The following is a 22,907-nucleotide window of genomic DNA, read 5'->3' as shown; positions in this document are numbered from 1 at the left end:
AATACATGTTTAGGAGTCGGCAATGGGTACAACGACCGAATATGCAATATCCGCGCGGCGGGACAAAGCCGAACATGCGGCCCGTATCGGCATAGACGATGCGCTGATTTCGACTCTTGTCGAGAGCTTTTACGCCGCCATTCGCCGCGATCCGCTGCTGGGCCCGATTTTCGAGAGCAAAATTGCAGACTGGCCGGCGCATCTTTCCCGGATGAAGGATTTCTGGGCTTCGATCGCCCTCGAGTCCGGCCGCTTTCACGGCAATCCCATGGTCAAGCATATCGCCATCGGTACGCTCGAACGTCACCATTTCGAAGCCTGGCTGAACCTGTTCTCGGCGACGCTCGATGCCGTCGTCCCAGGCGAAGCCGCGCGCATGTTTTTCCAGGAACGCGCCGCCCGGATTGCCGAAAGCCTGTTGATGGGCATCGAGGTCCAGCGATCGGGGCTGAAGGATATGAGTTCGCAATTGGTTGGGGAGACAAACCGTGTTGATGGATGAAATCGATGTTGCCGCAGCGACCGGCGCCGATGGCGTGGAAGTGCAGGAAGCCCGGGAAGGGCGGCGGGGTCCGACACACGAGGCCCGCACCTTCGACCTTCCGGGTTCGATCTGGGCAATCATGTTCCTGAGCTATGGCGTGTTCTTCGGGTCGCTCGCGCTGACGGTCGGGGGAACATTCGACGCGCTCGGCATGGTGATCATCAGCGTTTGTTACACCGTCATGTTTTTCGGCACGGCGATCGTTATGAGCCGGGTTGCGCGTAACCATCGGCCGGAGCAGGGAGCAGGGGCCGTGCACTCAGGCCCCGTCGAAACGGCAACCGGGCCGTTGGGCTATGGCGCGGCCGCCGCCCAGATTCTGACCGTGCCGATATTGTTTGCCTTTTTCGCAATCTGCATTGGCCTGATCAGCGCGCTGACGCTTACGGGTTGACCGGCAATGCCCGCCAAGCCGTATCGATCGACGCCAATATTCGATGAAAACAGCCTGCCATCCGCCCTGCGCCGCGACCACAGTCTGAAAGCGGGCGCATGGGGGAGGCTCAACGTCCTGTCCGGCGCGTTGCGCTATACTGTCTCGGAAACAGGGGAGGCGCTGGTTCTGGAGGCCGGCCACAGCACGACCATCCTGCCCGAACAGCTCCATTTCGTCGAACCGCTCGGACCGGTCGAAATGCGGGTGGATTTTTACGACGAGCCGCCGGACATGCTCGAAGAGATCAGCGGCGACAGGCCATAAAGCCTCTTGCCGCCTGAACTTTCGCTACACTTCGGCTTCGGGCGTTTTTTTCTTTTTCTTCTTCGGCGGCTTGCGCTTGGGCGGGGCAGGGGTGAGCAGGAAGTCGAGCGTGTCGTCCTTCACCGTCACGTCCACCTCACCGCCATTGACGAGTTTACCGAACAGCAGTTCCTCGGCGAGCGGCTGTTTGACCTTCTCCTGGATCAGGCGGCCCATCGGGCGGGCACCGTATAACTTGTCGTAGCCGCGCTCGGTCAGCCAGTTCTTCGCCTCATCGTCGAGCCGGATATGAACTTCGCGGTCGGAAAGCTGCAGTTCGAGCTCGAGAATGAATTTGTCGACAACGCGGGCGACCACGGCCGGCGGCAGATAGCCGAACGGAACAATCGCATCGAGGCGGTTGCGGAATTCAGGGGTGAACATCTTTTTCACCGCTTCCTCGCTCGCATCTTCACGAGAGATATCGCCAAAGCCGATGCCTTCGCTCGCCATGTCGGCGGCCCCGGCATTGGTCGTCATGATCAGCACGACATTGCGGAAATCGACGGTCTTGCCGTGATGATCGGTGAGCTTGCCGTTATCCATAACCTGCAACAGGACGTTGAAGAGGTCCGGATGGGCTTTCTCGATTTCGTCGAGCAGCAGCACGCAATGGGGGTGCTGGTCTACGGCATCGGTGAGAAGGCCGCCCTGATCGTAACCGACATAACCCGGAGGCGCGCCGATCAGGCGCGACACACTGTGCCGTTCCATATATTCGGACATGTCGAACCGCTCGAGCGGGATCCCCATGATCGAGGCAAGCTGCCGCGCGGCTTCCGTTTTGCCTACGCCCGTCGGGCCGGTGAACAGGTAATTGCCGATCGGCTTGTGCGGCTCGCGCAGGCCGGCGCGCGACAATTTGATCGCGGACGAAAGCGTCTCGATAGCCAGATCCTGGCCGAACACGACCCGTTTCAGATCGGTTTCAAGGGTTTCGAGGGCCTGCTTGTCGTTGGTCGACACCTGTTTCGGCGGGATCCGGGCCATCATCGAGATTACCTGTTCGATCTCGTTCGGCGTGATCATTTTGCGGCGCTTTGACGGCGCGACCAGCATCTGGCTGGCCCCGGTTTCGTCGATCACATCGATGGCCTTGTCCGGCTGTTTGCGGTCATTGATATAGCGGGAGGACAGCTCAACCGCGGCCTTGATCGCATCGGCCGTATATTTGACGTTGTGGTGCTCCTCATAATGGGGGCGCAGGCCCTGGAGGATCTTGATCGTATCTTCGGTCGACGGCTCGTTGACGTCGATCTTCTGGAAGCGCCGGAGCAAGGCCCGGTCCTTCTCGAAATGGTTGCGGAACTCTTTGTAGGTCGTCGAACCGATACACCTGATCGTGCCGCTGGAAAGCGCTGGCTTGAGCAGGTTCGAGGCATCCATCGCGCCGCCCGATGTTGCGCCCGCACCGATCACAGTATGAATTTCATCGATGAACAGGACTGCATCGGGCAGTTTTTCAAGCTCGTTGACGACGGCCTTCAGCCGTTCCTCGAAATCGCCGCGATAGCGCGTACCGGCGAGCAGCGCCCCCATATCCAGCGCGTAGATCACAGCCGGAAGCAGCACTTCGGGAACATCTTCTTCCACGATACGCCGCGCCAGGCCTTCGGCGATGGCGGTTTTGCCGACACCGGGTTCGCCCACATAAAGCGGATTGTTTTTTGATCGGCGGCAGAGAATCTGCACTGTCCGGTCGACCTCGACGGCTCGGCCGATCAGGGGATCGATTTTTCCGGCTTGCGCTTTCTCGTTAAGATTGACGCAGAACTGTTTGAGCGCGCTTTCATTCTTCTTCTTGCCGCCGGGCTTTTGCTCCGGCTGCTCTTCATCGTCCGCGCCACTGATTTCCCGGCTCTCACTGCCGGTTTCACCCTTGCCGACGCCATGCGAGATAAAGCTCACCGCATCGAGACGGCTCATATCCTGCTGCTGGAGGAAATAGACGGCATAGCTCTCGCGCTCGGAAAACAGGGCAACCAGCACATTGGCCCCGGTCACCTCGTCGCGGCCTGAAGACTGCACATGAAGAATAGCGCGTTGCACCACACGCTGGAAACCACTGGTCGGCGACGGATCGGTCGTGCCCTCGATACGCAGCGCTTCCAGCTCATTGTCGAGATAGACGCCCACGGCTTCCTGGAGCTCCGAAATTTCGACGCCGCAGGCCGTCATCACCTGCGCGGCGTGATCGTCATCGGTCAGCGCGAGCAGCAGATGTTCGAGCGTTGCATATTCATGTTTGCGGTTCGCGGCTTCCGCGAGCGCATTATGCAGCGTTTGTTCCAGTTCACGAGCAAAAGAGGGCATTAGTTAACTCCTTGCCGGTCTCTACACAGCTGAGACGCGGTATATCCTATATGGGAATGGTTAACGAAAAAGTTAACAAAAGGAATATTTTTGGCGGGAAAGGGCCGAAAATCTGCCGATTGAGGCGAGGTTTTCGTCCATTGCCTCATCGTTTGAACAGCTCGTCGGCTGCTTTGCGATGGGTGATCGCGCCGTCCAGCTTGGTCCTTACCCTGGCAATTTCACCTTCAAGTGCGTCAATTCGCGTTTCCAGTTCCTCAACGGAATATGGGTCGAGATCCTCCTTGCACAACAGTGTGAGAGGATCGCCGGGCGTTTTGGCGAAAAGTTCGTCCAAATCCATGACTGTAACGTTGACGCTCGACCCCCGGCTGTCAATATGGCCGCTCAAATTCGCGTACATGGACAGGGGATAATCATGGCCGCGGTGCCAGATCAAATGACTGCTATCGATATGGAAAATCCGGGAGGACCGGAGGTTCTGCAAGCCGTTGTCCGTCCCGTACCACAGCCGGACCCTGGCGAAGTGCTCGTGAAAGTGGCGGCAGCAGGGGTCAACCGGCCCGATATTGTCCAGCGCAAGGGCTTTTACCCGCCGCCGCCCGGCGCGCCGTCTATTCCGGGGCTGGAAATTGCCGGCCAGATTGTTGCCCTTGGCGAAGGCGTGGAAGATGCAGTGCTGGGCCAGTCGGTATGCGCGCTGGTTTCCGGCGGTGGCTATGCCGAATATTGCGCGGCGCCCATCGTCCAGTGCCTGGGCGTCCCGGAGGCGCTGTCGATGCAGGAGGCGGCGGCCTTGCCCGAAACGCTCTTCACCGTCTGGCACAATCTGTTCGAGCGCGCCTATGCGCGCGAGGGCGAGACCGTATTGGTCCATGGCGGCACAAGCGGGATCGGTTCGATGGCGATCATGCTGGGCAAGCTGTTCGACCTGACCGTGATCGTGACCTGTGGCAGCGACGAGAAATGCGCTGCCGCGCAGGAGATCGGCGCGACCCATGCAATCAACTATAAATCCCAGGATTTCGTCGAGGAAGTAAAGCGCTTAACCGACGGCGCGGGGGTGGAGATCGTGATCGACATGGTTGCCGGTGACTATGTCGCGCGCAATCTCCAATGCCTGAAGGAAGATGGCCGCCATGTGACGATCGCGGTTCAGGGCGGGCTCGAAGCGACCATCAACATGGCGCAGGTGATGAGCCGACGATTGATGCTCACCGGATCGACATTGCGGGCGCGTTCGGTGGAGTTCAAGGGCCTGCTCGCCGAAGAGATCGAGCGCAATGCCTGGTCGTTCGTCGAACAGGGCAAGCTGCGTCCGGTGATGGATCAGAGCTTCCCGCTGATCGATGCCGCTGCGGCCCATGCGCGGATGGAGGCGGGCGCACATATCGGAAAGATCATTCTGGAAATCTGAGAGGCGAGGCGGGGCGCTTGCCTTATGGCAAGGGCCCGATGGAGCCGGCAAACGCGCGGACTGCCTGGCGCATCCGAAAAAATTTCGGCCCGTCGTTTAGCTGTAACAATGAATCGCCATAGGCTTCCAGGCGGAACGACCGATGAGGTTTGTCATGGATACCCCGCAGGATTTTCTCATAGACGCGGCGATTTTCAATCTTTCGAACCGGCAGGTTTCCGGGCCGGAGCCCGACCGGCGACGCCGGCGTTTTCGCACCATCTGGGTGTCCGATATCCATCTCGGCACCAAAGGCTGCAACGCCGAACTGCTGATCGATTTTCTCGACAATACGGACAGCGAGACCATGTATCTGGTCGGCGATATTATCGACGGCTGGCGAATGAAGAAGAAGTTCTTCTGGCCGCCCGGGCATAATGACGTGATCTGGCGCGTGCTGAAACGCGCGCGGCGCGGCACACGGATTGTTTACATTCCCGGAAATCACGACGAGATGTTCCGCCAGTTCACCGGCCTCGATTTCGGCAAGGTCGAGATCCGGCGCAAGGCGATCCATGAAACCGCCGATGGCCGCCGACTGCTCGTTCTGCATGGCGACGAGTTTGACGCGATCATGCTCTCGCATCGCTGGCTCGCCCATGTCGGGGATTTTGCCTATGCGATGCTGATGGCGCTCAATCGCTGGGTCAACGCGGCCCGCAGGCGCTTCGGCATGCCTTACTGGTCGCTCTCGAAACACGCCAAGCACAAGGTGAAAAACGCGGTCGAATTCATCTCCAAATTCGAGGAAGTCGTTGCCGAGGAGGCCGGCAAACGGGGCGTGGACGGGGTCGTATGTGGCCATATCCACACCGCCGAGATCCGGGACATCAAAGGCATCGAATATTTTAACGACGGTGACTGGGTCGAGGGCTGTACTGCGCTGGTCGAACATTTCGACGGGCGGATGGAGATACTCCACTGGGCGGAGGAAGTGGCGACGCGGAATGCGGAGGCTGCCCGCATGTCGGAGGCGGCCTAGCCCATTTTATCACAAAGGACGGGATCATGCGGATTGCGATTGTTACCGATGCCTGGGAACCCCAGATCAACGGCGTGGTCCGCACGCTCCAGTCGGTCCGCCGCGAGCTCGAAAAGATGGGGCACGACGTGCATGTCTTCTCGCCTGACCAGTTCTATTCGCTCCCTTGTCCGACCTATTCGGAGATCAGGCTGGCGCTCGTTACGGCCGAGCAGCTGGGGGCGGCGCTGATGCGTATCGCGCCCGACGCCATCCATATCGCGACCGAAGGCCCGTTGGGTTTTGCCGCACGGCGCTGGTGCCGGCGCAATGGATTGGCCTTTACCACCGCCTATCACACGCAATTTCCCGATTATGTGTCCAAGCGCACCGGTTTGCCGGCCGACTGGATATGGCCCCTGATGCGCCGTTTCCACGCGCCGTCGAGTGCCGTCCTGACGGCGACCGACTCGATCCGGCGCGAGTTGCGGGTTCATGGGATCACCCATGTTGCGCCATGGGGCAGGGGCGTCGACCTCGCCAGCTTCTCGCCGGGCGCGCCGCCGCATCCCGCCCTTGCCGATCTGCCCGGGCCGGTGATGCTGTATGTCGGCCGGGTGGCGATCGAGAAGAATATCGAGGCCTTTCTCGGGTGCCGCCATCCCGGATCGAAAGTGGTTGTCGGGGATGGACCGGCGCGCACCGCCCTTCAGCGTCGCCATCCGGAGGCGCTTTTTCTCGGAGCCTTGTCGGGCCCGGCGCTGGCGGGGGCCTATGCCGGCGCCGATGCTTTCGTGTTTCCCAGCAGGACGGATACGTTCGGACTGGTGATGATCGAAGCGCTCGCGTCGGGAACGCCGGTTGCCGCCTATCCGGTTTCCGGCCCGCTGGATGTCCTCAACAGCGAGGTCGCCTGTCTCGACCCCGATCTCGATGCCGCGATTGCCGGAGCATTGACCCGGGATCGTTGCGCCTGTGCCCGCTATGGCGCGCTGTTCAGCTGGGAACGCAGCGCGCGGGAATTTCTGAGCGCGCTCGTTCCGATCATCCGGGAATTTGACAAAGCGGCCTGAGGGTTGCCGGAACCGGGAAGCGCAGAGCCGCTATTGCTCTTACGGCCCGGTTCGCCTAAATAGATGCCATATTCGGCCGTCCCGTGAGGGGCGGCCCTTTTATTATCCGGAGCCTATCATGTCCCACCCCCTGATGCCGCACGCAACCGCCAGCTGGCTGGTCGACAACAGCGCGCTTTCCTTTGAGCAGATCGCGGATTTTTGCGGTCTGCATATTCTCGAAGTGCAGGCGATTGCCGACGATACGGCAGCCACCAAGCTCACTGGCCGCGATCCTGTCGCCGCCCATGAAGTGACGATGGAAGAGATCGAAAAGGCCCAGGCCGACCCCGATTACCGCATGGAAATGCTCAGGGGTCCGGAACAGGTGCGTCGGACAAAAGGGCCGCGCTACACGCCGGTTTCCAAGCGTCAGGACAAGCCGGACGGCATCGCATGGCTGCTCCGCAACCACCCGGAAATTTCGGATGCGCAGGTTGGTAAATTGATCGGCACGACGCGCAACACGATTCACGCGATCCGCGACCGGACGCATTGGAACATCGTCGAGATCGTTCCCAAGGACCCGGTGACGCTGGGCCTGTGTTCGCAGCGCGAACTGGATGCGGTTGTGGAGAAAGCGGCCAAGAAAGCCGGTATCGAGGCGCCGAAGGACGAAACGATGGAAGGCGACCGCGAAGCGCTGATCGAAGAGCTGCGCAATGAACGCCGCGTAGCGGCCGCCGAGGCCGAGGCGGCTCTGGCTGCGGAAGCCGCAGAAGCGGCTGGCGAAACTGCGGAACCGGCTGCCGAGACGGAAGACGAAGCAACGCCGGGCGGCTGGCCTGATATGCCCGCCGAGAATACGCCCGCCAAACAGCTCCCCGAGGGCGCGGAAGAGCTATTTCGAAAGAAAGACGACTAGAAACCGGCGATTTTACTTACAATCCTGTCAGTAATTTGAATTGTCGTAAAGCCTTGCTATAGGGCGATTATGGTTGAAATTCCTGACATCTGGCGCAAGAAATACCGGCACCCCGAGCCTTGGGACCGGAGCTTCGCGCCGCTCACCGTACCGCAAATGTTTGCGAACAGCGCCGCGGCGCATCCTGACGCCTATCTGGCCGACTTTATGGGCCGGAAATACAGCTATGCTGATGTCCGCCTGGGCGTGAATCGCGTTGCCCGCGGCCTGCAGAAGCTGGGTGTAAAAAAGGGCGACCGGGTGGGGATATTCCTGCCCAATGTGCCGCATTATCTGGCCGCCTATTATGGCGCGATGAAAATGGGTGCGACGGTTGTCAATTTCTCGCCGCTCTACACCGTCGACGAGCTGGCCCATCAGGTTGAGGACTCGGGCACTAAAATACTGTTCACCTTGTCGGCAAAGGCGCTGTTGCCGACGGCGCTGGAAGTACTCGACAACAGCTCGCTCGAAAAGCTGATCGTCGGCACCGTGGTCGAGGCTTTGCCGCTCGCCAAATCCCTCATGTTCCGCGTGTTCAAGGGCGGGGAGTCGGTAGATATACCCAAGCGCCGCGATGTCATCCCGTTCAGCGAACTGGTCGACAATAAAGGCGATTGCGGCCGCGTTCCAATCGACCCGCGCAAGGATGTCGCGCTCATCCAATATACAGGCGGTACCACAGGCACGCCCAAGGGCGCGATGCTCACGCATCAGAATATCACCGCCAATGCGCGGCAGATACAGGCCCTGGACCCGGAACCCGAAGCGGAAGACCGGATCATGGGCGTGCTGCCCTTCTTCCATGTTTTCGCCAATGCCACCGTGCTTAACCGCACCGTGCTGCGCGGCGGCGAGATCATCATGCTGCCGCGCTGGAACGCGGCGCAGGCGCTGAAGGCGATCGAACGGACCAAGGCAACCGCGCTGCCCGGCGTACCGACCATGTACACGGCTTTGCTCGATCATCCGCAGACGGCGAAGACCGATTTCAGTTCCTTGCGGGTTTGTATTTCGGGCGGGGCGCCGCTGCCAGCCGAAACCAAGGCGAAGTTTGAGGCGATGACGGGCTCCAAGCTGGTCGAAGGCTATGGTCTTACCGAAAGCTCGGGTGTCGTTTCGTGCAACCCTTATGATGACGAGAACAAGACCGGATCGATTGGCCAACCGATAGCGGGAACGATTGTCAAGCTGGTCGACAAGGAAGATCCCAATGAGACGCCCCCGGACGGGGAGCCGGGCGAGATCGTCATCGCCGGGCCGCAGATCATGTATGGTTATTGGAACCGGCCCGATGCGGACGATCAGATATTGTATGACGGTTTCCTGCGCACCGGCGATGTCGGCAAGATCGACGAAGACGGCTATATCTTCATCGTCGACCGGCTGAAGGACATGATCGCGGTGTCGGGCTTCAAGGTTTTCCCCAGCCAGCTCGAGGAAATCCTCTACAGGCATCCGGCGGTTAAAGAGGCGCTCGTGATCGGCGTTCCCGATACCTATACCGGCGAAAAACCCAAGGCTTTCGTGACGCTGGAAAAAGGCGCGGATGTTACGGGAGAGGCGCTGGCCGACTGGCTGAACCCGCAGCTCGGCAAGCATGAGCGGGTCGATGCGGTGGTCGTCCGCGAGGAGCTGCCGAAGACGATGATCGGCAAACTGGACCGCAAGGCGCTCAGGGCTGAGGAACAGGAATAACTCAGCCTTCGCTGCGCTCTTTCATCAGCTGTTTGTGCGTCGCTTCAACTTCGCGAAAAGCGGCGAATACTGATCGGTCGGGTACAGTGTTGCCGGTACGGCCGAGCGCGTAGAGCTGGCTGTAGAACCAATAGGTTGTGGCAAAGCCGTCAATGGCCTTGAAGAGCTGAAAGCGTTTCAGAAAACCCAGCCAGCCCGGAATGAGGGCGAGATTGTCTTCAGGTGTCGGGAGCGCGTCCAGCCCGGCGAAAAGCCGTTTCGCGGCATCGGGCATATGGCAGAAGGGGCGGCCGATACCGACAATATCGGCAGCGCCGCTTTCCAGCGCATAGTCCATCGCCGCGCGGCTGCGGAAACCGCCCGTGACCATGAGCGGCACCGTGACTTTCTCCTGCATCGCCAGCGCGAAATCGACGAAATAGGCTTCGCGGCGTGCTGTCGAAGGCGCGACATTCTGCGTCTCTTCGCTTTCCATGCCCTCAATGCCGAGCAGCTTGGGCTGTTCGTAATTTCCGCCCGATATTTCGAGCAGGTCGATACCGGCTTGGCCGAGCCATTGCGCGACCTGCAAACTGTCTTCGAACCGAAAGCCGCCGCGCTGGAAATCGGCGCTGTTGAGTTTGACGGCAATCGGGAAGTCTGGACCGACAGCATCACGCACCGCCGCGACGGTTTCGAGCAGGAAACGCGCACGATTCTCGAGCGATCCACCATAGATGTCGTCACGCTGATTGGCCCGGGGCGACAGGAAAGACGAGAGGAGATAGCCATGGGCCGCGTGAATCTGTGCACCGGTAAAGCCCGTTTCTTTCACTGTCTTTGCTGCAATGGCGAAGCGATCGCGAATGTCGTGAATCTCATCGATCGTCAGCGCTACGGGTTCGCCGAACTGGCCGCCGGGTAGGCCAAGCTTAACCGCCGATGGTGCCTTGGGATGCGGATTGACCGCCGCCTGGGTCTGGCGCCCGGCATGGCTGATCTGCGCCCAGAAATGGTTTCCGCCCCGGGTCGCGGTTTTAGCCCAGCGCTCCAGCCGGGAGCGGAGCCCGGCATCGGGTTCGCCCTGAATGACGACATTGCCGGGCCGTTCCAGATGATCGCGATCGACCTGGATATTGCCGGATAACAGCATTCCCGCGCCGCCATCAGACCACAGGCCGTAAAGGCGCTCCAGTTCGTCAGTCGGCACGCCGTCCGCTGTCGCCAGGCCTTCTGTCATTGCGGCCTTGGCTATGCGGTTCGGCAGTATTGCTCCGCAGGGCAGGGAGAGAGGCTCGGTGAGTGCCGGGGCACTCATTCGGGCAGCATCACATTCTTCAGGTTCATGAACTCATGCAGGCCATGCGATCCCAGCTCGCGGCCATGACCGGAGCGCTTAATACCGCCAAAGGGCGCATAGGGATCGGAGGCCAGCATCTGATTGATCGCCGTCATGCCCGCCTCGATGTCGCGGATGAAGCGTTCCTTTTCGCTCTCATCGTTCGTCCAGGCACTTGAACCAAGGCCGAAGGGAATATTGTTCGCGACCTCGATCGCTTCGTCCAAATCCTTGACCTTGAACACCATCGCAACCGGGCCGAAAAATTCCTCGCGCGCGATTGGTGCGTCATCGGGAATATCGGTAAGGATAGCGGGCGTCATCCAGGCGCCGGGCTTGTCCGGGATTTCACCGCCATACAGTTTGGTTGCCCCCTGTTGCACGGCCTGTTCCAGCTGCTCGGCGATTTCGTCGCGCGCGCCTTCGCTCGACAATGGTCCCATTTCCGTGATTTCGTCGGTCGGATCGCCGATCTTTATCGTCTTCACGCCTTCAGCGAAGATTTCCATGAACGCGTCATAGACATCTTCATGAACGATCATCCGCTTGCCGCAGACGCAGCTTTGCCCGGCATTTTGCAGGCGCGCCGTAACGGCGGTCGTCGCCGCCTTTTCGATGTCGGCGCTCGGCATCACGATGAACGGGTCCGAACCGCCCAGCTCCAGCACGACCTTTTTCAGGTTGAAGCCGGCGGCTTCCGCAACCTTCTGCCCCGCAAATTCGCTGCCGGTGATGGTGACCGCGACGATCCGGTCGTCGGCGATGATCCCGGCCACCTTGGACGAACTGATATGGAGATTCTGGAACAGGCCTTCCGGCCCGCCTGCGTCGAGAACAATCTGTTCAAGGGCTGCAGCGCATCCGGGCGTTGAGCTTGCATGTTTGAGCAGGCCGACATTCCCGGCCATGATCGTTGGCGCCATGAAGCGCACGACCTGCCAGAACGGATAGTTCCAGGGCATGACGGCAAGCACCGGCCCATAGGGAAGCCAGTGCGATACCGAGCGGCCGCTGACCAGTTTCTGTTCCGTCGGAGCGAGCATGGCCGGGCCATTTTCTGCATAAAAACGAAAAGCCTTTTCGCATTTGTCCATTTCGGTGAGCGCCTGTTTGACAGGCTTGCCCATTTCCTTGGTAACGATGGCGGCGAGCGTGGTGCGCTGCGCGGCAAACTGGTCGGCAATTTTTATCAGCAGGTCGGTGCGTGTTTGGTAATCGGTATTGCGCCATTGGCGAAAAGTCTCGACGGATTTGGCCAGCTTCACTTCGATCTGGTCGTCGTTCAGGGCGGGGAAGGTATCACCCTCTTCACCGGTAGCCGGATTGACTTGCGTAGGCATGATTTAATTCCCCCGATTTTGGCAGTTGGTGCACTGGACCCGTCTAATCTTATATAGCGTGAGGCTCTTGCTTGACCATAGCTTGGTCGCTCGCCCATAGCGACACTATGACCGATGATAATAGCAACGATATTGCCACGCTCAGTTTCGAGGCGGCCCTCGAAGAGCTTGAAGCAATCGTCCGCAAGCTGGAGGCCGGGGAAGCCCCGCTCGATGAATCGATCGAACTCTATGCGCGCGGAGACAAGCTGCGACAGCAGTGCCAGGCCCGGTTAAAGGCTGCCGAGGCGCGGATCGACAAGCTCCAGCTTGATCCCGAGGGCAAGCCGGTCGGCGTCGAACCGCTTGATCCGGCCTAGCCGATGCCGGTTGTTTCCATCGGCCTCAAGCCCGCGCTCGAGCGCATGGGCAAGGATATCGATATCCTGTTCGATACCTGGCTCAAGGTGCCGGGCGATTCCCGCGTCAGACTCTATGAGGCGATGCGCTATGCGGCGATCGGCGGCGGCAAGCGGTTGCGGCCTATGCTCGTTGTTGCTGCGTGCGAAGCCTTCAACGTTGATCGGGACAGCGCGATGCGCGCCGGTTTCGCCGTGGAATGCATCCATGTCTATTCGCTGATTCACGACGATCTGCCCTGCATGGACGATGACGATATGCGCCGCGGCAAGCCCACGGTGCACAAGGCGTTCGATGAGGCCACCGCCGTGCTGGCCGGCGATTGCCTGTTGGCGCTAGCGTTTGAAATTCTCGGCGATGAGGCGACGCACAGCGATCCCTTTGTTCGCGCGGAACTGATGTCCGCGCTTGCGCTGGCCAGCGGGCCTTCCGGCATGGGCGGTGGCCAGATGATGGATCTGGAGGCCGAGCATCGCGAACTGGATCTCCCGGCCGTGACCCGGCTTCAGCAGCTCAAGACCGGCGCGCTGATCGGTTTCTGTCTCGAAGCAGCCTGTATCATGGCGCGAATCCCGCCCGAAAGCCGGACCCATTTGCGGGGCTATGCCCGCGATCTCGGTCTGGCATTCCAGATTGCCGACGATCTGCTTGATGAAACCGGCGACGAGAAGGAAACGGGCAAGCGGGTCGGCAAGGATGCGGATGCCGGAAAGGCGACATTTGTATCGCTTCTGGGGCTGGAACGGGCGCGGCAGCAGGCCGAGATGCTCGTCGAACAGGCGATTGACCATTTGCGGGACTTTGGCGACGAGGCAGACATGCTGCGCGCCATTGCCCGATTCTCGATTGAAAGGACGCATTGATGAGCGCCAAAAGAGTGGGAGTGTATCCCGGAACCTTTGACCCGATTACGCTGGGCCATATGGATATTATCCGGCGCGGCGCGAAGCTGGTCGACACGCTGATCATCGGGGTGACCACCAATCCCAGCAAATCGCCGATGTTCAGCGATGCCGAGCGACTGGAGACGGTGAAACGCGAAGTTGCGTCCTGCGACGGCGATATCCGCGTCGTACATTTCAACTCCTTGCTGATGGACTTTGCCGAACGGGAAGGCGCTACCGTTATCGTCCGCGGCCTGCGGGCCGTTGCGGATTTCGAATATGAATTCCAGATGGCGGGCATGAACCAGCAGCTCAACGACAATATCGAAACGCTGTTCCTGATGGCGGATGTGGCGTTGCAGCCTATTGCATCGCGGCTGGTGAAGGAAATTGCCATGTATGGCGGCAACATCCATAAATTCGTGACCCCGGCTGTCGAAAGCGAAATGAAGGCGCGGGTGGAAAAGATCGGGAAAAAAGGCGATTAACGGTTCGTCGTTCAGCCTCCTTTCAGCCGGAAGCTGGTTGGGCTAAGGGAATATCGAGATCCATCCGCCGATGCATGATGCACGCGGCGAGAGCGAATGTATGAGGATAGTATGCGTTTGAAATTATTCCTGTTTTCCCTGCTGGCTTTGATCATGGGCGGGACCGCCCATGCGCAGGACGACAATGGCATCACCGACGTCAGCGCGGCATCCAACATCACCTATGCCTCCGGCGTGACGCCAGCCGCCGATCCGGAAAATACGCTGCTGCTCGACCTGTCGACCGGCGGACGTGTCACGATCCGCCTGCGGCCAGATGCAGCGCCCAACCATGTGGAACGCATCAAAACGCTGGCCCGGCAGGGATTTTACAACGGTATCATCTTCCACCGCGTGATTGACGGTTTCATGGCCCAGACCGGGGATCCGACCGGAACCGGCCAGGGCGGTTCCGAGCTGCCCAATATCGCAGCCGAATTTTCGACTCTCCCGCATGTGCGCGGCACGGTTTCGATGGCGCGGGCGACCGATCCGAACAGCGCAAACAGCCAATTCTACATCATGTTCATGCCCAATCTCGGCCTCGACCATAACTATACCGCGTTCGGCAGGGTCGTGTCCGGCATGGAATATGTCGACATCATTCCGCGCGGCGAACCGCCGGCAAATCCGGCCCGGATCATCCGCGCATCGATTGCCGCTGACAATGTTCCGCCGCCGACCGCCGCCGAAATCGCTGCGATGACGCAGCCTGCCGCAAATAGCCAGGCGGCAGCGCTCGATGCGGCGCTGGGTGCCGCAGCGGCGGACGATACGCCGCAATAACCGATCCGTGCGCGTCGATCTTTTCGATTTCGCGCTTCCCGAAGACCGTATAGCGCTTCGCCCGGCTAGCCCGCGCGACAGCGCGCGCATGCTGGTTCTGGACGGGGATGCGATGGTGGACCGGTTGGTCAGTGATCTGCCCGACTGTCTGCGCGCGGGCGATATACTTGTGTTCAACGATACGCGGGTCATCCCTGCGCAGCTTGAGGGACGGCGCGGAGAGGCGAAGATCGGTGCAACTCTCCACAAGCGGGAGGGGCTGCGCCAATGGCGAGCCTTTATTCGCAACGCCAAACGGATTCGCGAAGGAGACCGGATCGATTTTGGCGGAGAGGTTGCGGCGATAGCCTCCGATCGCGGGGCCGATGGCAGCTTTCTCCTGACATTCGAAGGAAGCGAGCCTGTCGAGATATTGCTGGAGCGCGCGGGCACGATGCCACTGCCGCCCTATATCGCCGGCAAGCGCCCGACCGACGATCGCGACGCTGCGGATTACCAGACCATGTTCGCGCGGGAAAAGGGGGCGGTGGCCGCGCCGACTGCCGCGCTGCATTTTACGCCAGAGCTGCTGACACGCCTGACCGCCGCCGGTGTCGACCATGTCACGCTGACCCTGCATGTCGGGGCCGGGACTTTTCTGCCGATGAAGGCGGATGATAGCGACGACCATGTCATGCATGCCGAATGGGGCCGTATCGATACGGGCACGGCGAAGCGCCTGAACGCAGCGCGGGCCGCCGGCGGCCGGATTATAGGGGTCGGCACGACGAGTTTGCGCCTTCTGGAAAGCGCAGCCGACGAGGAGGGCCTTATCCATCCATTCGAGGATGACACGGCGATCTTCATCACGCCCGGCTATCGCTTCCGCGCGATCGACGGGCTGATGACGAACTTCCACCTGCCGCGTTCGACCCTGTTCATGCTCGTCAGCGCGCTGATGGGCCGCGAACGGATGCAGTCAGCCTATAAGCACGCCATTGCCGAGAAATACCGTTTCTACAGCTATGGTGACGCGAGCCTGTTGCTGCCCTAAGGCGCGCGGATGAGTGACCGTTTTTCCTTTTCCATCGCCGCGACCGATGGCGCTGCGCGCACCGGCACAATTGCCATGCAGCGCGGGGAAATCCGTACGCCTGCTTTCATGCCGGTGGGTACGGCGGCGACCGTCAAGGCGATGAAGCCGGCCGATGTGCGTGCGACGGGCGCGGATATCATCCTCGGGAACACTTATCATCTGATGCTGCGGCCGGGTGCCGAGCGTGTCGCCAAGCTGGGCGGGCTGCATGACTTTATGGGCTGGGATCGGCCTATCCTTACCGACAGCGGAGGGTTTCAGGTGATGAGCTTGTCCGAGCTTGCAAAGATGAGCGAGGAGGGGGTGTCTTTCAAAAGCCATCTGGATGGCTCGAAACATATGCTGACGCCCGAGCGCTCGATGGAAATCCAGCGGCTGCTCGGCTCCGATATCGTGATGGCCTTTGACGAGTGTACGCCTTTCCCGGCGACCCGCGACCAGGCCGCGGCATCGATGGACCGCTCAATGCGCTGGGCCAAACGATCCCGAGAGGGGTTCGATGCGGGCGGCGAGCATGCGTCGCGCGCAGCCCTGTTCGGAATCCAGCAGGGTTCGATGGATGAAACGCTTCGCCAGAGATCCTCCGATGCTCTGCGCGAGATCGGTTTCGATGGCTATGCAGTCGGCGGACTGGCGGTTGGCGAGGGGCAGGAGGAGATGTTCCGCGTGCTCGATTTCGCCGTGCCGATGCTGCCAGATGAAGCGCCGCACTATCTGATGGGGGTCGGCAAGCCCGACGATCTGGTCGGCGCCGTCGCGCGCGGGATTGATATGTTCGATTGCGTACTGCCGACACGATCCGGCCGCACCGGGCAGGCCTTTACCGCAGACGGACCCATCAACATCAAGAATGCGCGGTTTGGCGAAGATACCGGGCCGCTCGATCCCGAATGCGGTTGCCCGGTTTGCGGGCAATGGTCACGTGCCTATCTGCACCACCTGATCCGTTCGGGCGAGATACTCGGCGCGATGCTCATGACCGAGCATAACCTGTTTTTCTACCAGTCGCTGATGGCCGGTATGCGGGATGCTATCGCGACGGGCACATTCGCCGCCTTCGCTGCCGATTTTTCCACGCGCTACCGAAAGCCGCGCACGGAAGGATAGGGTATCGCGCTATTCGGCCGCGATTGCAGCGGTTTCTTCGGGTTCGGATGCAGTCGATGCCGCCGCCGATCTTTTCCGGAACTCGATCGCGCCATCGTCGATCGCGCCATGTTTGAGCGCGCGAATATCCTTGGGATAGTTCTGCAGATTCTGCCACACGCCCTTATGGCCCTGAGAAGGCAATTTGCTCTCGGCCCGCTTGAAATAACCGGATGAGAAATCGACCCAGGGCCTCCGTTCGATGACATCATCGTCCGGCAGGCGCGGCGTTGCGATTTCGACGCCATTGTCGTCCATATAATTGATCATCCGGCACACATATTCGTTCGTCAGGTCCGCGCGCAGCGTCCAGGAAGCATTGGTATAGCCGAAGGAGATGGCAAAGTTGGGCACGTCCGAGAACATCATCGCCTTATAGGTGATCGTGTCGTGGAAATTGATCGCTTTCCCATCCACCGTAACATCTATGCCGCCTGCCATTTGCAGATCGAGGCCGGTTGCCGTGACGATAATGTCGGCGGCTAGTTCCTCGCCGGACTGCAGTTTGATCCCCGTCTTGGTGAAGCGATCGATATGGTCGGTAACGACCGACGCTTTTCCGGCCTTCACCGCGCTGAAGAAATCACTGTCCGGCACCAGGCAAAGCCGCTGCTCCCAGGGGTTGTAGCTGGGCGTGAAATGGGTTGCGACATCGTAATTCTCGCCCAATTCCTCGCGCACATGTTTGAGCAATACCTCTTTCACCTTGTCCGGTTTGGTTCGGGCGCGGCGGAAGATCAGCTGCTGGAGCGTCACATGTTTCTTGCGGATAAGCGAATAGGCCCATTTCGAAGGGAGAATTCTGCGCAGGAAGTTGGCAAATCTGTCGCTGGCCGGGCGCGAGACCATATAGGTGGGGGAGCGCTGGAGCATGGTGACATGGCCGGCGGGATTCTCGCTGTCGAGCATGGCCGGGACCAGTGTCACGGCCGTCGCGCCGGACCCTATGACCAATACCTCTTTGCCCGCATAGTCGAGATCCTGGGGCCAGTGCTGGGGGTGCACGATCTGGCCTTCGAAATCCCCAAACCCTTTCCAGTCCGGCGTGTAGCCGGATTCATAATTGTAATAGCCGCTGCACATATAGAGGAAATTACAGGTATATTGCCGCGGCTCGGCATTCTCGCCCGCTTCGACATCCACCGTCCAGCAAGCGGTTTCGGATGACCAGCTCGCCGCTTTCACATTGTGGCGATAGCGGATCTTGTCATGGATGCCATATTCGGTGGCGGTCTCGTCCAGATAGTTGAGGATCGAGGGCCCGTCGGCGATGGCTTTCTGTTCGGTCCAGGGTTTGAAGGCATAGCCAAGCGTGAACATGTCGGAGTCCGAGCGGATCCCGGGATAGCGGAACAGGTCCCATGTGCCCCCGAAGCTCTCCCGATTTTCCAGGATCGCATAGCTTTTCCCCGGGCAATTCTGCTGCAGGTAAACGCCAGCGCCGATGCCGGAAATCCCGGCTCCAACAACTAGAATATCGAAATGCTGGGGTGCATCGTCTCGGGCCATATTCGCTTCCTCTCGCGCCAATCAGTTTCAATATAGAACGGATTGACGTTAACGGCAAGCTGACGGGACTCTCAGCCCAGTTGCTGTATTTTCTGCATATCGTCGTAAAGGCTGTACACGCTATCGCCGACCTTCACGATTACGCCAGCGACCTCCACATAAGGATTATTCTGTAGCGCGGGAACGGCCAGTTTTACGACATCGACCAGTTCGACCAGTGCGCGGCTCGATTTGATCATGGGCTTCACATAGGATTTCCGCTCGGGATCGGTGAAAGCATCGATCGCCGCGTGCGATGAGAAGACAAGTTCGACGCCGTCGACAGGGCCGATCGCTTCCGGAAAATATTTCTTGACGAGGCCAAGATTCTTGCCGGCGAAGCCAATGAGCGAATTGTTGAAATGCCGCCGTTGCGAATCGTTCCAGCCTTGGGTTTCCTCATCCAGTGCATGCAGGGCCTGATCGTCGGAGAGGGCAACATAACTGTTGGCCAGGGTTTCCGTCTCGGAAACGATGTCGCTGGAAACCGATATCGTATGACTGTCGCTGCCTATGTAAGACAACAGATCGTCCCGCGTTTTCGAATTCGTCTGCGATTTTCGGGTCGTCGTAGTGATATGCATGATATCCTCCGCGCTCGGTCGACCCGTTCAATCATAAGGGCGCGATCGCGCCCTGCAAATCAGCCGCCCAATTTCACGTTGAGAAAACCGGGCAGCGGGCCATTCCAGTCATCGTCATCGAAATCCGGCTCAGGCGCAGTTTTCTGTTCCGCGCTCTGGGCTTTCTGAGCCGATTTTTTTGGTTTCGTTATTTTCGGTTCTGCAGGGGCAGGGGATGTGTCCCCAGAATCCGCTTTGGGGCGCCGTTTCGATTTTCTCTTCGGTTCCTCGGCTGGCGTCTTTTCAGGCGCTTTTGGCGTATCAGCCTTGGGCGTATCGGTCTTTGGCGTTTGCTTGCCGCTGCTCTTGGCTCCGCGGCCAATGGTCTGTCCGGTCAGTTTTTCGATATTCTCGATAGCTTCTTCGTCGGCCGGCGTGACCAGCGTGATCGCGGTGCCGGTGGCGCCTGCGCGGCCCGTGCGGCCGATGCGGTGAACATAATCGTCGGGATGCCATGGCGCATCATAGTTGAAGACATGGCTGACGCCCTTGATGTCGAGCCCGCGGGCGGCAACATCGGAAGCGACGAGGATGTTGATCTCGCCCGCCTTGAAGAGGTCGAGCTCTTTCATCCGTTCGGGCTGGCTCATATCGCCATGAATCTGGCCCGCCTTGAAACCGTCCTGCTGGAGGGATTTCTGGAGGTCGCGAACCGTCGTCTTGCGGTTCGAGAAGATGATTGCGGTGCTGATATCTTCGCTACGCAGAAGCTTTTTGAGCGTTGTCTTTTTGGTGCGGGAGCTCGTTTCGACCAGGCGCTGCGCGATGTTGGTCGCGGCTGTTGCCGGACGGGCCACTTCGATCTGTTTCGGGTTGCTCAGGAATTTGTCCGACAGCTTCTTGATCGGCGGGGGCATCGTCGCCGAGAAGAGCAGGGTCTGGCGGTTCGCGGGGAGTTTCTGGCAGATGCTCTCGATATCGGGAATGAAACCCATGTCGAGCATCCGGTCGGCCTCGTCGATGACAAGAATATCGCACCCGGAAAGCAGAATTTTCCCGCGATCGAACAAATCCATCAACCGGCCCGGGGTGGCGATCAGCACATCGACGCCCTTTTCGAGTGCCTTCATCTGGTCGCCCATGCTCACGCCGCCGATAAGCAGCGCCATTTCGAGCTTCTGATATTTGCCGTATTTCTCGAAATTCTCGGCAACCTGCGCGGCGAGTTCGCGCGTCGGTTCGAGGATCAGCGAGCGCGGCATCAGCGCGCGACTGCGGCCATGGCTCAATATATCGATCATCGGCAGCACGAAGCTTGCCGTTTTCCCGGTGCCCGTCTGCGCAATGCCGACAATGTCCTTCATCATCAGGATGGGAGGAATCGTCTCCGCCTGGATCGGTGTCGGTTCGGTATAACCGGCATCGCCTACAGCGCGCAGTAATTCATCAGAAAGGCCGAGGTCGGCAAAATTCATAAAATATCCGAAAAACGTTGAGTGTGCGCGGTTTTGATGCATCGCGCTTTCGCGGCTGGCGATTGGGCGCTGGAGCCTGAAAAGTCAAGTGAAAGGCCGTCCATAACACCGGATTGACCGGTTAGTTGCCCGAGCGCGGCTCGAGGATGTGAAAGTCGGAGATCGTGCATTCGCTCCCCGCCCGGGAAACGATGGAGTCGCGGGTTGCGCATATGCGTCCATCGTCGCCGGGAACAAGGTAAAAGGCCGAATAATAGCCAAGCGTTACGCATTCGGAATCGAGCCGTGCGCGAATCAGGCGGTTGTCGTGCGTCAGCAGGTCGACAACTCCGGGCCGGGTGAAGCGTGCGCGCGCGATTGTGGACACGGCCTGGCAGTCATCGGCGGGCCGCTCGCGCCAGACGATGCCGGTCGGCGCCCGGCGGCGGGGCCTCAGGGTCCGGCGGGTCGGGATACGGATGATGATCCGCCGTTCAACGCTTTGCATGGCGAGCTGGACGGGGGCGCTCACCGGCCCAGTCGCGCTGGCCAAAAACAATAGTGCTGCACTGACGAGTGACACGGGCAATCCTAACGTTGTCAGCCGTGTCGCGCTTTCCCGTTTAACCGGAGATGAATTGGCCAGGCGGCGCAATGCGGCTATTGCGAGCGGCATGGAAGATCGCGCCATTCTCGAACGGCTTGAAACGATAGCGGGGCCGCGCAACGTGACGATGCATGCAGACGATCTTGCGCCGTGGCTCTCGGACTGGCGAGGCCGCATAACGGGGCGGGCGATTGCGCTGGTGTCTCCGGAAACCGCGGAGCAGGTGCAGGCCATAGTGAGGCTGGCGGGGGAAACCGGGCTCGCGATCGTTCCGCAGGGCGGCAATACAGGCATGGTAGCGGGCGGCATTCCGCGCCCCGATGATCGCGCCATCCTGCTTTCCCTGCGCAAGATGAATATGATCCGGTCGATCGATCCTGACGACAACAGCATCACGGTCGAAGCGGGCGCAGTACTGAGCGTGGTGCATCAGGCCGCCGAAGAGCATGGCCGCCGCTTCCCGCTCTCGCTTGGTTCCAAGGACAGTGCAACGATTGGCGGGCTCATCGCCACCAATGCGGGCGGTACGCAGGTGCTGCGGTTCGGGTCGATGCGCGCGCTGACACTCGGGATCGAGGCGGTACTTCCCGATGGCAGCCTGTTCGAGGGGCTTTCGACACTGCGCAAGGATAATCGCGGCTATGACATCAGGCAGTTGCTGGCGGGATCGGAAGGAACGCTTGGCGTGATAACCGCCGCCAGCCTGGAACTCGTGCCGGCCGCGCCGCACCGCGTCGTTGCCTGGCTGGGCCTCGGTTCGGCGCGTGGAGCGCTTGCCATGCTGCGCAGGCTTGAGGGCGTGCTTGGGGATGCGGTCGAGAGTTTCGAACTGGTTCCCGATACGGCGCTGGCGCTCGTCCTCGAACATATTCCCGATACGCGCGCACCGCTTGCCGGGGGCCATCCGTGGCACGCGCTGGTCGAACTGCGCACGGCGAACGACCCCGAAGAGATGCGGAAATATTGTGAAGATGTGCTGGCGAAGGCGTTGGACGACGGGCTGATTGCGGACGCGGTGCTGGCTGAAAGCGAAGGCCAGGCTGCGGCTTTCTGGAAATTACGGGAGGTGATTTCCGAGGCGGAGCGGGCGGACGGGATGGCCGCGAAGCATGACGTTTCCGTGCCGGTTTCCGCAATGCCGGAGTTCATTGAAACGGCGCGCGAGGCTGTGGAGGCCCGCTTTGCCGGAGCCCGGGTCATCGCGTTCGGCCATCTGGGCGACGGCAATGTCCATTTCAACGTGCGGGCACCGGCGGGAAGCGATGACCGCGCCTGGTTTGCGCAAACCGGAGATGCGGTCAGCCGGTTCGTGCATGACATGACGCGGGATGCGGGCGGATCACTGTCGGCCGAACACGGTATCGGACAGCTCAAGCTTGCCGAATTCGGGCGGCTGGCCGACCCGGTCCGGCTTGCGACCATGCGGGCCATTAAGCAGGCGCTCGATCCACTGGGCATAATGAACCCCGGAAAGCTCGTTCCGCTTGCGAATCCGCCCAAGAATCCATAGAGGGCAGGGCAATCCGGGCTACC

23 protein-coding genes are annotated in these 22,907 nt (G+C 60.2%); 15 read left to right on the top strand and 8 right to left on the bottom strand.

Annotation, left to right across the window (positions count from 1 at the left end; all coding sequences use genetic code 11):
- Positions 1-22 precede the first annotated feature (22 nt).
- Genes DFR46_RS05055 through DFR46_RS05045 form a run of 3 tightly spaced genes read left to right on the top strand, consistent with a single transcriptional unit; the run spans position 23 to position 1,244 of the window.
- Positions 23-502, top strand: a complete 480-nt coding sequence (locus tag DFR46_RS05055; RefSeq protein WP_245953689.1) for a group III truncated hemoglobin — start codon at positions 23-25, stop codon at positions 500-502.
- Positions 489-938 carry a hypothetical protein gene (locus tag DFR46_RS05050; RefSeq protein ID WP_147297620.1) on the top strand — a complete coding sequence of 150 codons (450 nt, stop codon included), beginning with the start codon at positions 489-491 and terminating at the stop codon, positions 936-938. The genes DFR46_RS05055 and DFR46_RS05050 overlap by 14 nt, the downstream gene beginning before the upstream one ends.
- 6 nt (positions 939-944) lie before the next feature.
- Positions 945-1,244: a TehB-like domain-containing protein gene (locus DFR46_RS05045; protein ID WP_116235454.1), complete on the top strand. Its 300-nt coding sequence runs from the start codon at positions 945-947 to the stop codon at positions 1,242-1,244.
- Positions 1,245-1,268: 24 nt separating this feature from the next.
- Here the strand turns inward: DFR46_RS05045 and clpA are convergent, their stop codons facing one another.
- Together clpA and DFR46_RS05035 are read right to left on the bottom strand one after the other, a co-directional pair.
- A complete protein-coding gene (gene clpA, locus DFR46_RS05040) occupies positions 1,269-3,596 on the bottom strand; it encodes an ATP-dependent Clp protease ATP-binding subunit ClpA (protein WP_116235453.1) in 2,328 nt (775 codons plus the stop codon).
- 145 nt (positions 3,597-3,741) lie between these two features.
- The gene (locus DFR46_RS05035; RefSeq protein WP_116237163.1) at positions 3,742-3,939 is read right to left on the bottom strand and encodes a DUF1192 domain-containing protein; all 198 of its coding nucleotides are present in this window, start codon (positions 3,937-3,939) and stop codon (positions 3,742-3,744) included.
- Between the two features lie 75 nt (positions 3,940-4,014).
- Between DFR46_RS05035 and DFR46_RS05030 the strand changes: the two genes are divergently transcribed.
- The 5 genes from DFR46_RS05030 (at position 4,015) to DFR46_RS05010 (ending at position 9,727) form a co-directional block, all read left to right on the top strand.
- Positions 4,015-5,013 (top strand): NAD(P)H-quinone oxidoreductase, encoded by a 999-nt coding sequence (locus DFR46_RS05030; RefSeq protein WP_116235452.1) that lies wholly within the window; start codon positions 4,015-4,017, stop codon positions 5,011-5,013.
- Positions 5,014-5,167: 154 nt separating this feature from the next.
- Positions 5,168-6,034: a UDP-2,3-diacylglucosamine diphosphatase gene (locus DFR46_RS05025; RefSeq protein ID WP_116235451.1), complete on the top strand. Its 867-nt coding sequence runs from the start codon at positions 5,168-5,170 to the stop codon at positions 6,032-6,034.
- Positions 6,035-6,060: 26 nt separating this feature from the next.
- The gene (locus DFR46_RS05020; protein WP_116235450.1) at positions 6,061-7,086 is read left to right on the top strand and encodes a glycosyltransferase family 4 protein; all 1,026 of its coding nucleotides are present in this window, start codon (positions 6,061-6,063) and stop codon (positions 7,084-7,086) included.
- A gap of 133 nt (positions 7,087-7,219) precedes the next feature.
- Positions 7,220-7,990, top strand: a complete 771-nt coding sequence (locus tag DFR46_RS05015; RefSeq protein WP_116235449.1) for a DUF1013 domain-containing protein — start codon at positions 7,220-7,222, stop codon at positions 7,988-7,990.
- A gap of 69 nt (positions 7,991-8,059) precedes the next feature.
- On the top strand, positions 8,060-9,727 hold the full coding sequence (locus DFR46_RS05010; RefSeq protein WP_116235448.1) for a long-chain-fatty-acid--CoA ligase: 1,668 nt from the start codon (positions 8,060-8,062) through the stop codon (positions 9,725-9,727).
- A 1-nt stretch (position 9,728) separates the two neighbouring features.
- Here DFR46_RS05010 and DFR46_RS05005 read toward each other — a convergent pair whose 3' ends face one another.
- Positions 9,729-11,024 (bottom strand): NADH:flavin oxidoreductase/NADH oxidase family protein, encoded by a 1,296-nt coding sequence (locus tag DFR46_RS05005; RefSeq protein ID WP_116235447.1) that lies wholly within the window; start codon positions 11,022-11,024, stop codon positions 9,729-9,731.
- Entirely contained in the window at positions 11,021-12,385 is a 1,365-nt protein-coding gene (locus DFR46_RS05000; RefSeq protein WP_116235446.1) for an NAD-dependent succinate-semialdehyde dehydrogenase, read from the bottom strand. Before DFR46_RS05000 ends, DFR46_RS05005 begins: the two co-directional genes overlap by 4 nt.
- Positions 12,386-12,492: 107 nt before the next feature.
- Between DFR46_RS05000 and DFR46_RS04995 the strand changes: the two genes are divergently transcribed.
- From DFR46_RS04995 to tgt, 6 genes are all read left to right on the top strand, one after another.
- Complete coding sequence (locus DFR46_RS04995) at positions 12,493-12,744, top strand: exodeoxyribonuclease VII small subunit (RefSeq protein ID WP_116235445.1); 252 nt, start codon at positions 12,493-12,495, stop codon at positions 12,742-12,744.
- A gap of 3 nt (positions 12,745-12,747) precedes the next feature.
- Complete coding sequence (locus tag DFR46_RS04990; RefSeq protein ID WP_116235444.1) at positions 12,748-13,647, top strand: polyprenyl synthetase family protein; 900 nt, start codon at positions 12,748-12,750, stop codon at positions 13,645-13,647.
- Positions 13,647-14,156 carry a pantetheine-phosphate adenylyltransferase gene (coaD, locus tag DFR46_RS04985; RefSeq protein WP_116235443.1) on the top strand — a complete coding sequence of 170 codons (510 nt, stop codon included), beginning with the start codon at positions 13,647-13,649 and terminating at the stop codon, positions 14,154-14,156. The genes DFR46_RS04990 and coaD overlap by 1 nt, the downstream gene beginning before the upstream one ends.
- A gap of 111 nt (positions 14,157-14,267) precedes the next feature.
- Entirely contained in the window at positions 14,268-14,981 is a 714-nt protein-coding gene (locus tag DFR46_RS04980) for a peptidylprolyl isomerase (RefSeq protein ID WP_116237162.1), read from the top strand.
- Between the two features lie 7 nt (positions 14,982-14,988).
- Entirely contained in the window at positions 14,989-16,014 is a 1,026-nt protein-coding gene (gene queA / locus DFR46_RS04975) for a tRNA preQ1(34) S-adenosylmethionine ribosyltransferase-isomerase QueA (protein WP_116237161.1), read from the top strand.
- A 9-nt stretch (positions 16,015-16,023) separates the two neighbouring features.
- Positions 16,024-17,163 (top strand): tRNA guanosine(34) transglycosylase Tgt, encoded by a 1,140-nt coding sequence (tgt, locus tag DFR46_RS04970; protein WP_116235442.1) that lies wholly within the window; start codon positions 16,024-16,026, stop codon positions 17,161-17,163.
- 9 nt (positions 17,164-17,172) lie between these two features.
- On the opposite strand, the gene DFR46_RS04965 is transcribed toward tgt, so the two are convergent.
- The 4 genes from DFR46_RS04965 to DFR46_RS04950 all read right to left on the bottom strand — a co-directional run bounded on the left by DFR46_RS04965 (position 17,173) and on the right by DFR46_RS04950 (position 21,350).
- Positions 17,173-18,711 carry a flavin-containing monooxygenase gene (locus DFR46_RS04965; RefSeq protein WP_116235441.1) on the bottom strand — a complete coding sequence of 513 codons (1,539 nt, stop codon included), beginning with the start codon at positions 18,709-18,711 and terminating at the stop codon, positions 17,173-17,175.
- Positions 18,712-18,782: 71 nt separating this feature from the next.
- A complete protein-coding gene (locus DFR46_RS04960; RefSeq protein WP_116235440.1) occupies positions 18,783-19,334 on the bottom strand; it encodes a hypothetical protein in 552 nt (183 codons plus the stop codon).
- A gap of 59 nt (positions 19,335-19,393) precedes the next feature.
- On the bottom strand, positions 19,394-20,788 hold the full coding sequence (locus tag DFR46_RS04955; RefSeq protein WP_116235439.1) for a DEAD/DEAH box helicase: 1,395 nt from the start codon (positions 20,786-20,788) through the stop codon (positions 19,394-19,396).
- Between the two features lie 121 nt (positions 20,789-20,909).
- Positions 20,910-21,350 carry a hypothetical protein gene (locus tag DFR46_RS04950; protein WP_147297619.1) on the bottom strand — a complete coding sequence of 147 codons (441 nt, stop codon included), beginning with the start codon at positions 21,348-21,350 and terminating at the stop codon, positions 20,910-20,912.
- Positions 21,351-21,441: 91 nt separating this feature from the next.
- Here DFR46_RS04950 and DFR46_RS04945 point away from each other — a divergent pair, with 91 nt between their 5' ends.
- Complete coding sequence (locus DFR46_RS04945; RefSeq protein WP_116237160.1) at positions 21,442-22,884, top strand: FAD-binding oxidoreductase; 1,443 nt, start codon at positions 21,442-21,444, stop codon at positions 22,882-22,884.
- Positions 22,885-22,907: the final 23 nt, after the last annotated feature.

It is taken from the genome of Parasphingopyxis lamellibrachiae, assembly GCF_003385775.1.
Taxonomy (GTDB): Bacteria; Pseudomonadota; Alphaproteobacteria; order Sphingomonadales; family Sphingomonadaceae; genus Parasphingopyxis; species Parasphingopyxis lamellibrachiae.
The sequence above is the reverse complement of the archived record's forward strand: the minus strand, read 5'-3'. Positions and strand labels throughout refer to the sequence as shown.

Bases quoted from the DNA above. Each gene is read 5' to 3' on its own strand.
- DFR46_RS05025 (WP_116235451.1), top strand. From the start codon at position 5,168: ATGGATACCCCGCAGGATTTTCTCATAGACGCGGCGATTTTCAATCTT.
- DFR46_RS05005 (WP_116235447.1), bottom strand. From the start codon at position 11,024: ATGAGTGCCCCGGCACTCACCGAGCCTCTCTCCCTGCCCTGCGGAGCA.
- DFR46_RS04955 (WP_116235439.1), bottom strand. From the start codon at position 20,788: ATGAATTTTGCCGACCTCGGCCTTTCTGATGAATTACTGCGCGCTGTA.
- clpA (WP_116235453.1), bottom strand. From the start codon at position 3,596: ATGCCCTCTTTTGCTCGTGAACTGGAACAAACGCTGCATAATGCGCTC.
- DFR46_RS05020 (WP_116235450.1), top strand. From the start codon at position 6,061: ATGCGGATTGCGATTGTTACCGATGCCTGGGAACCCCAGATCAACGGC.
- DFR46_RS05055 (WP_245953689.1), top strand. From the start codon at position 23: ATGGGTACAACGACCGAATATGCAATATCCGCGCGGCGGGACAAAGCC.
- DFR46_RS04965 (WP_116235441.1), bottom strand. From the start codon at position 18,711: ATGGCCCGAGACGATGCACCCCAGCATTTCGATATTCTAGTTGTTGGA.
- DFR46_RS05010 (WP_116235448.1), top strand. From the start codon at position 8,060: ATGGTTGAAATTCCTGACATCTGGCGCAAGAAATACCGGCACCCCGAG.
- DFR46_RS05000 (WP_116235446.1), bottom strand. From the start codon at position 12,385: ATGCCTACGCAAGTCAATCCGGCTACCGGTGAAGAGGGTGATACCTTC.
- coaD (WP_116235443.1), top strand. From the start codon at position 13,647: ATGAGCGCCAAAAGAGTGGGAGTGTATCCCGGAACCTTTGACCCGATT.
- DFR46_RS05035 (WP_116237163.1), bottom strand. From the start codon at position 3,939: ATGGATTTGGACGAACTTTTCGCCAAAACGCCCGGCGATCCTCTCACA.
- DFR46_RS04990 (WP_116235444.1), top strand. From the start codon at position 12,748: ATGCCGGTTGTTTCCATCGGCCTCAAGCCCGCGCTCGAGCGCATGGGC.
- DFR46_RS05030 (WP_116235452.1), top strand. From the start codon at position 4,015: ATGGCCGCGGTGCCAGATCAAATGACTGCTATCGATATGGAAAATCCG.
- DFR46_RS04995 (WP_116235445.1), top strand. From the start codon at position 12,493: ATGACCGATGATAATAGCAACGATATTGCCACGCTCAGTTTCGAGGCG.
- DFR46_RS04980 (WP_116237162.1), top strand. From the start codon at position 14,268: ATGCGTTTGAAATTATTCCTGTTTTCCCTGCTGGCTTTGATCATGGGC.
- tgt (WP_116235442.1), top strand. From the start codon at position 16,024: ATGAGTGACCGTTTTTCCTTTTCCATCGCCGCGACCGATGGCGCTGCG.
- DFR46_RS04960 (WP_116235440.1), bottom strand. From the start codon at position 19,334: ATGCATATCACTACGACGACCCGAAAATCGCAGACGAATTCGAAAACG.
- DFR46_RS05015 (WP_116235449.1), top strand. From the start codon at position 7,220: ATGCCGCACGCAACCGCCAGCTGGCTGGTCGACAACAGCGCGCTTTCC.
- DFR46_RS04945 (WP_116237160.1), top strand. From the start codon at position 21,442: ATGGAAGATCGCGCCATTCTCGAACGGCTTGAAACGATAGCGGGGCCG.
- DFR46_RS05045 (WP_116235454.1), top strand. From the start codon at position 945: ATGCCCGCCAAGCCGTATCGATCGACGCCAATATTCGATGAAAACAGC.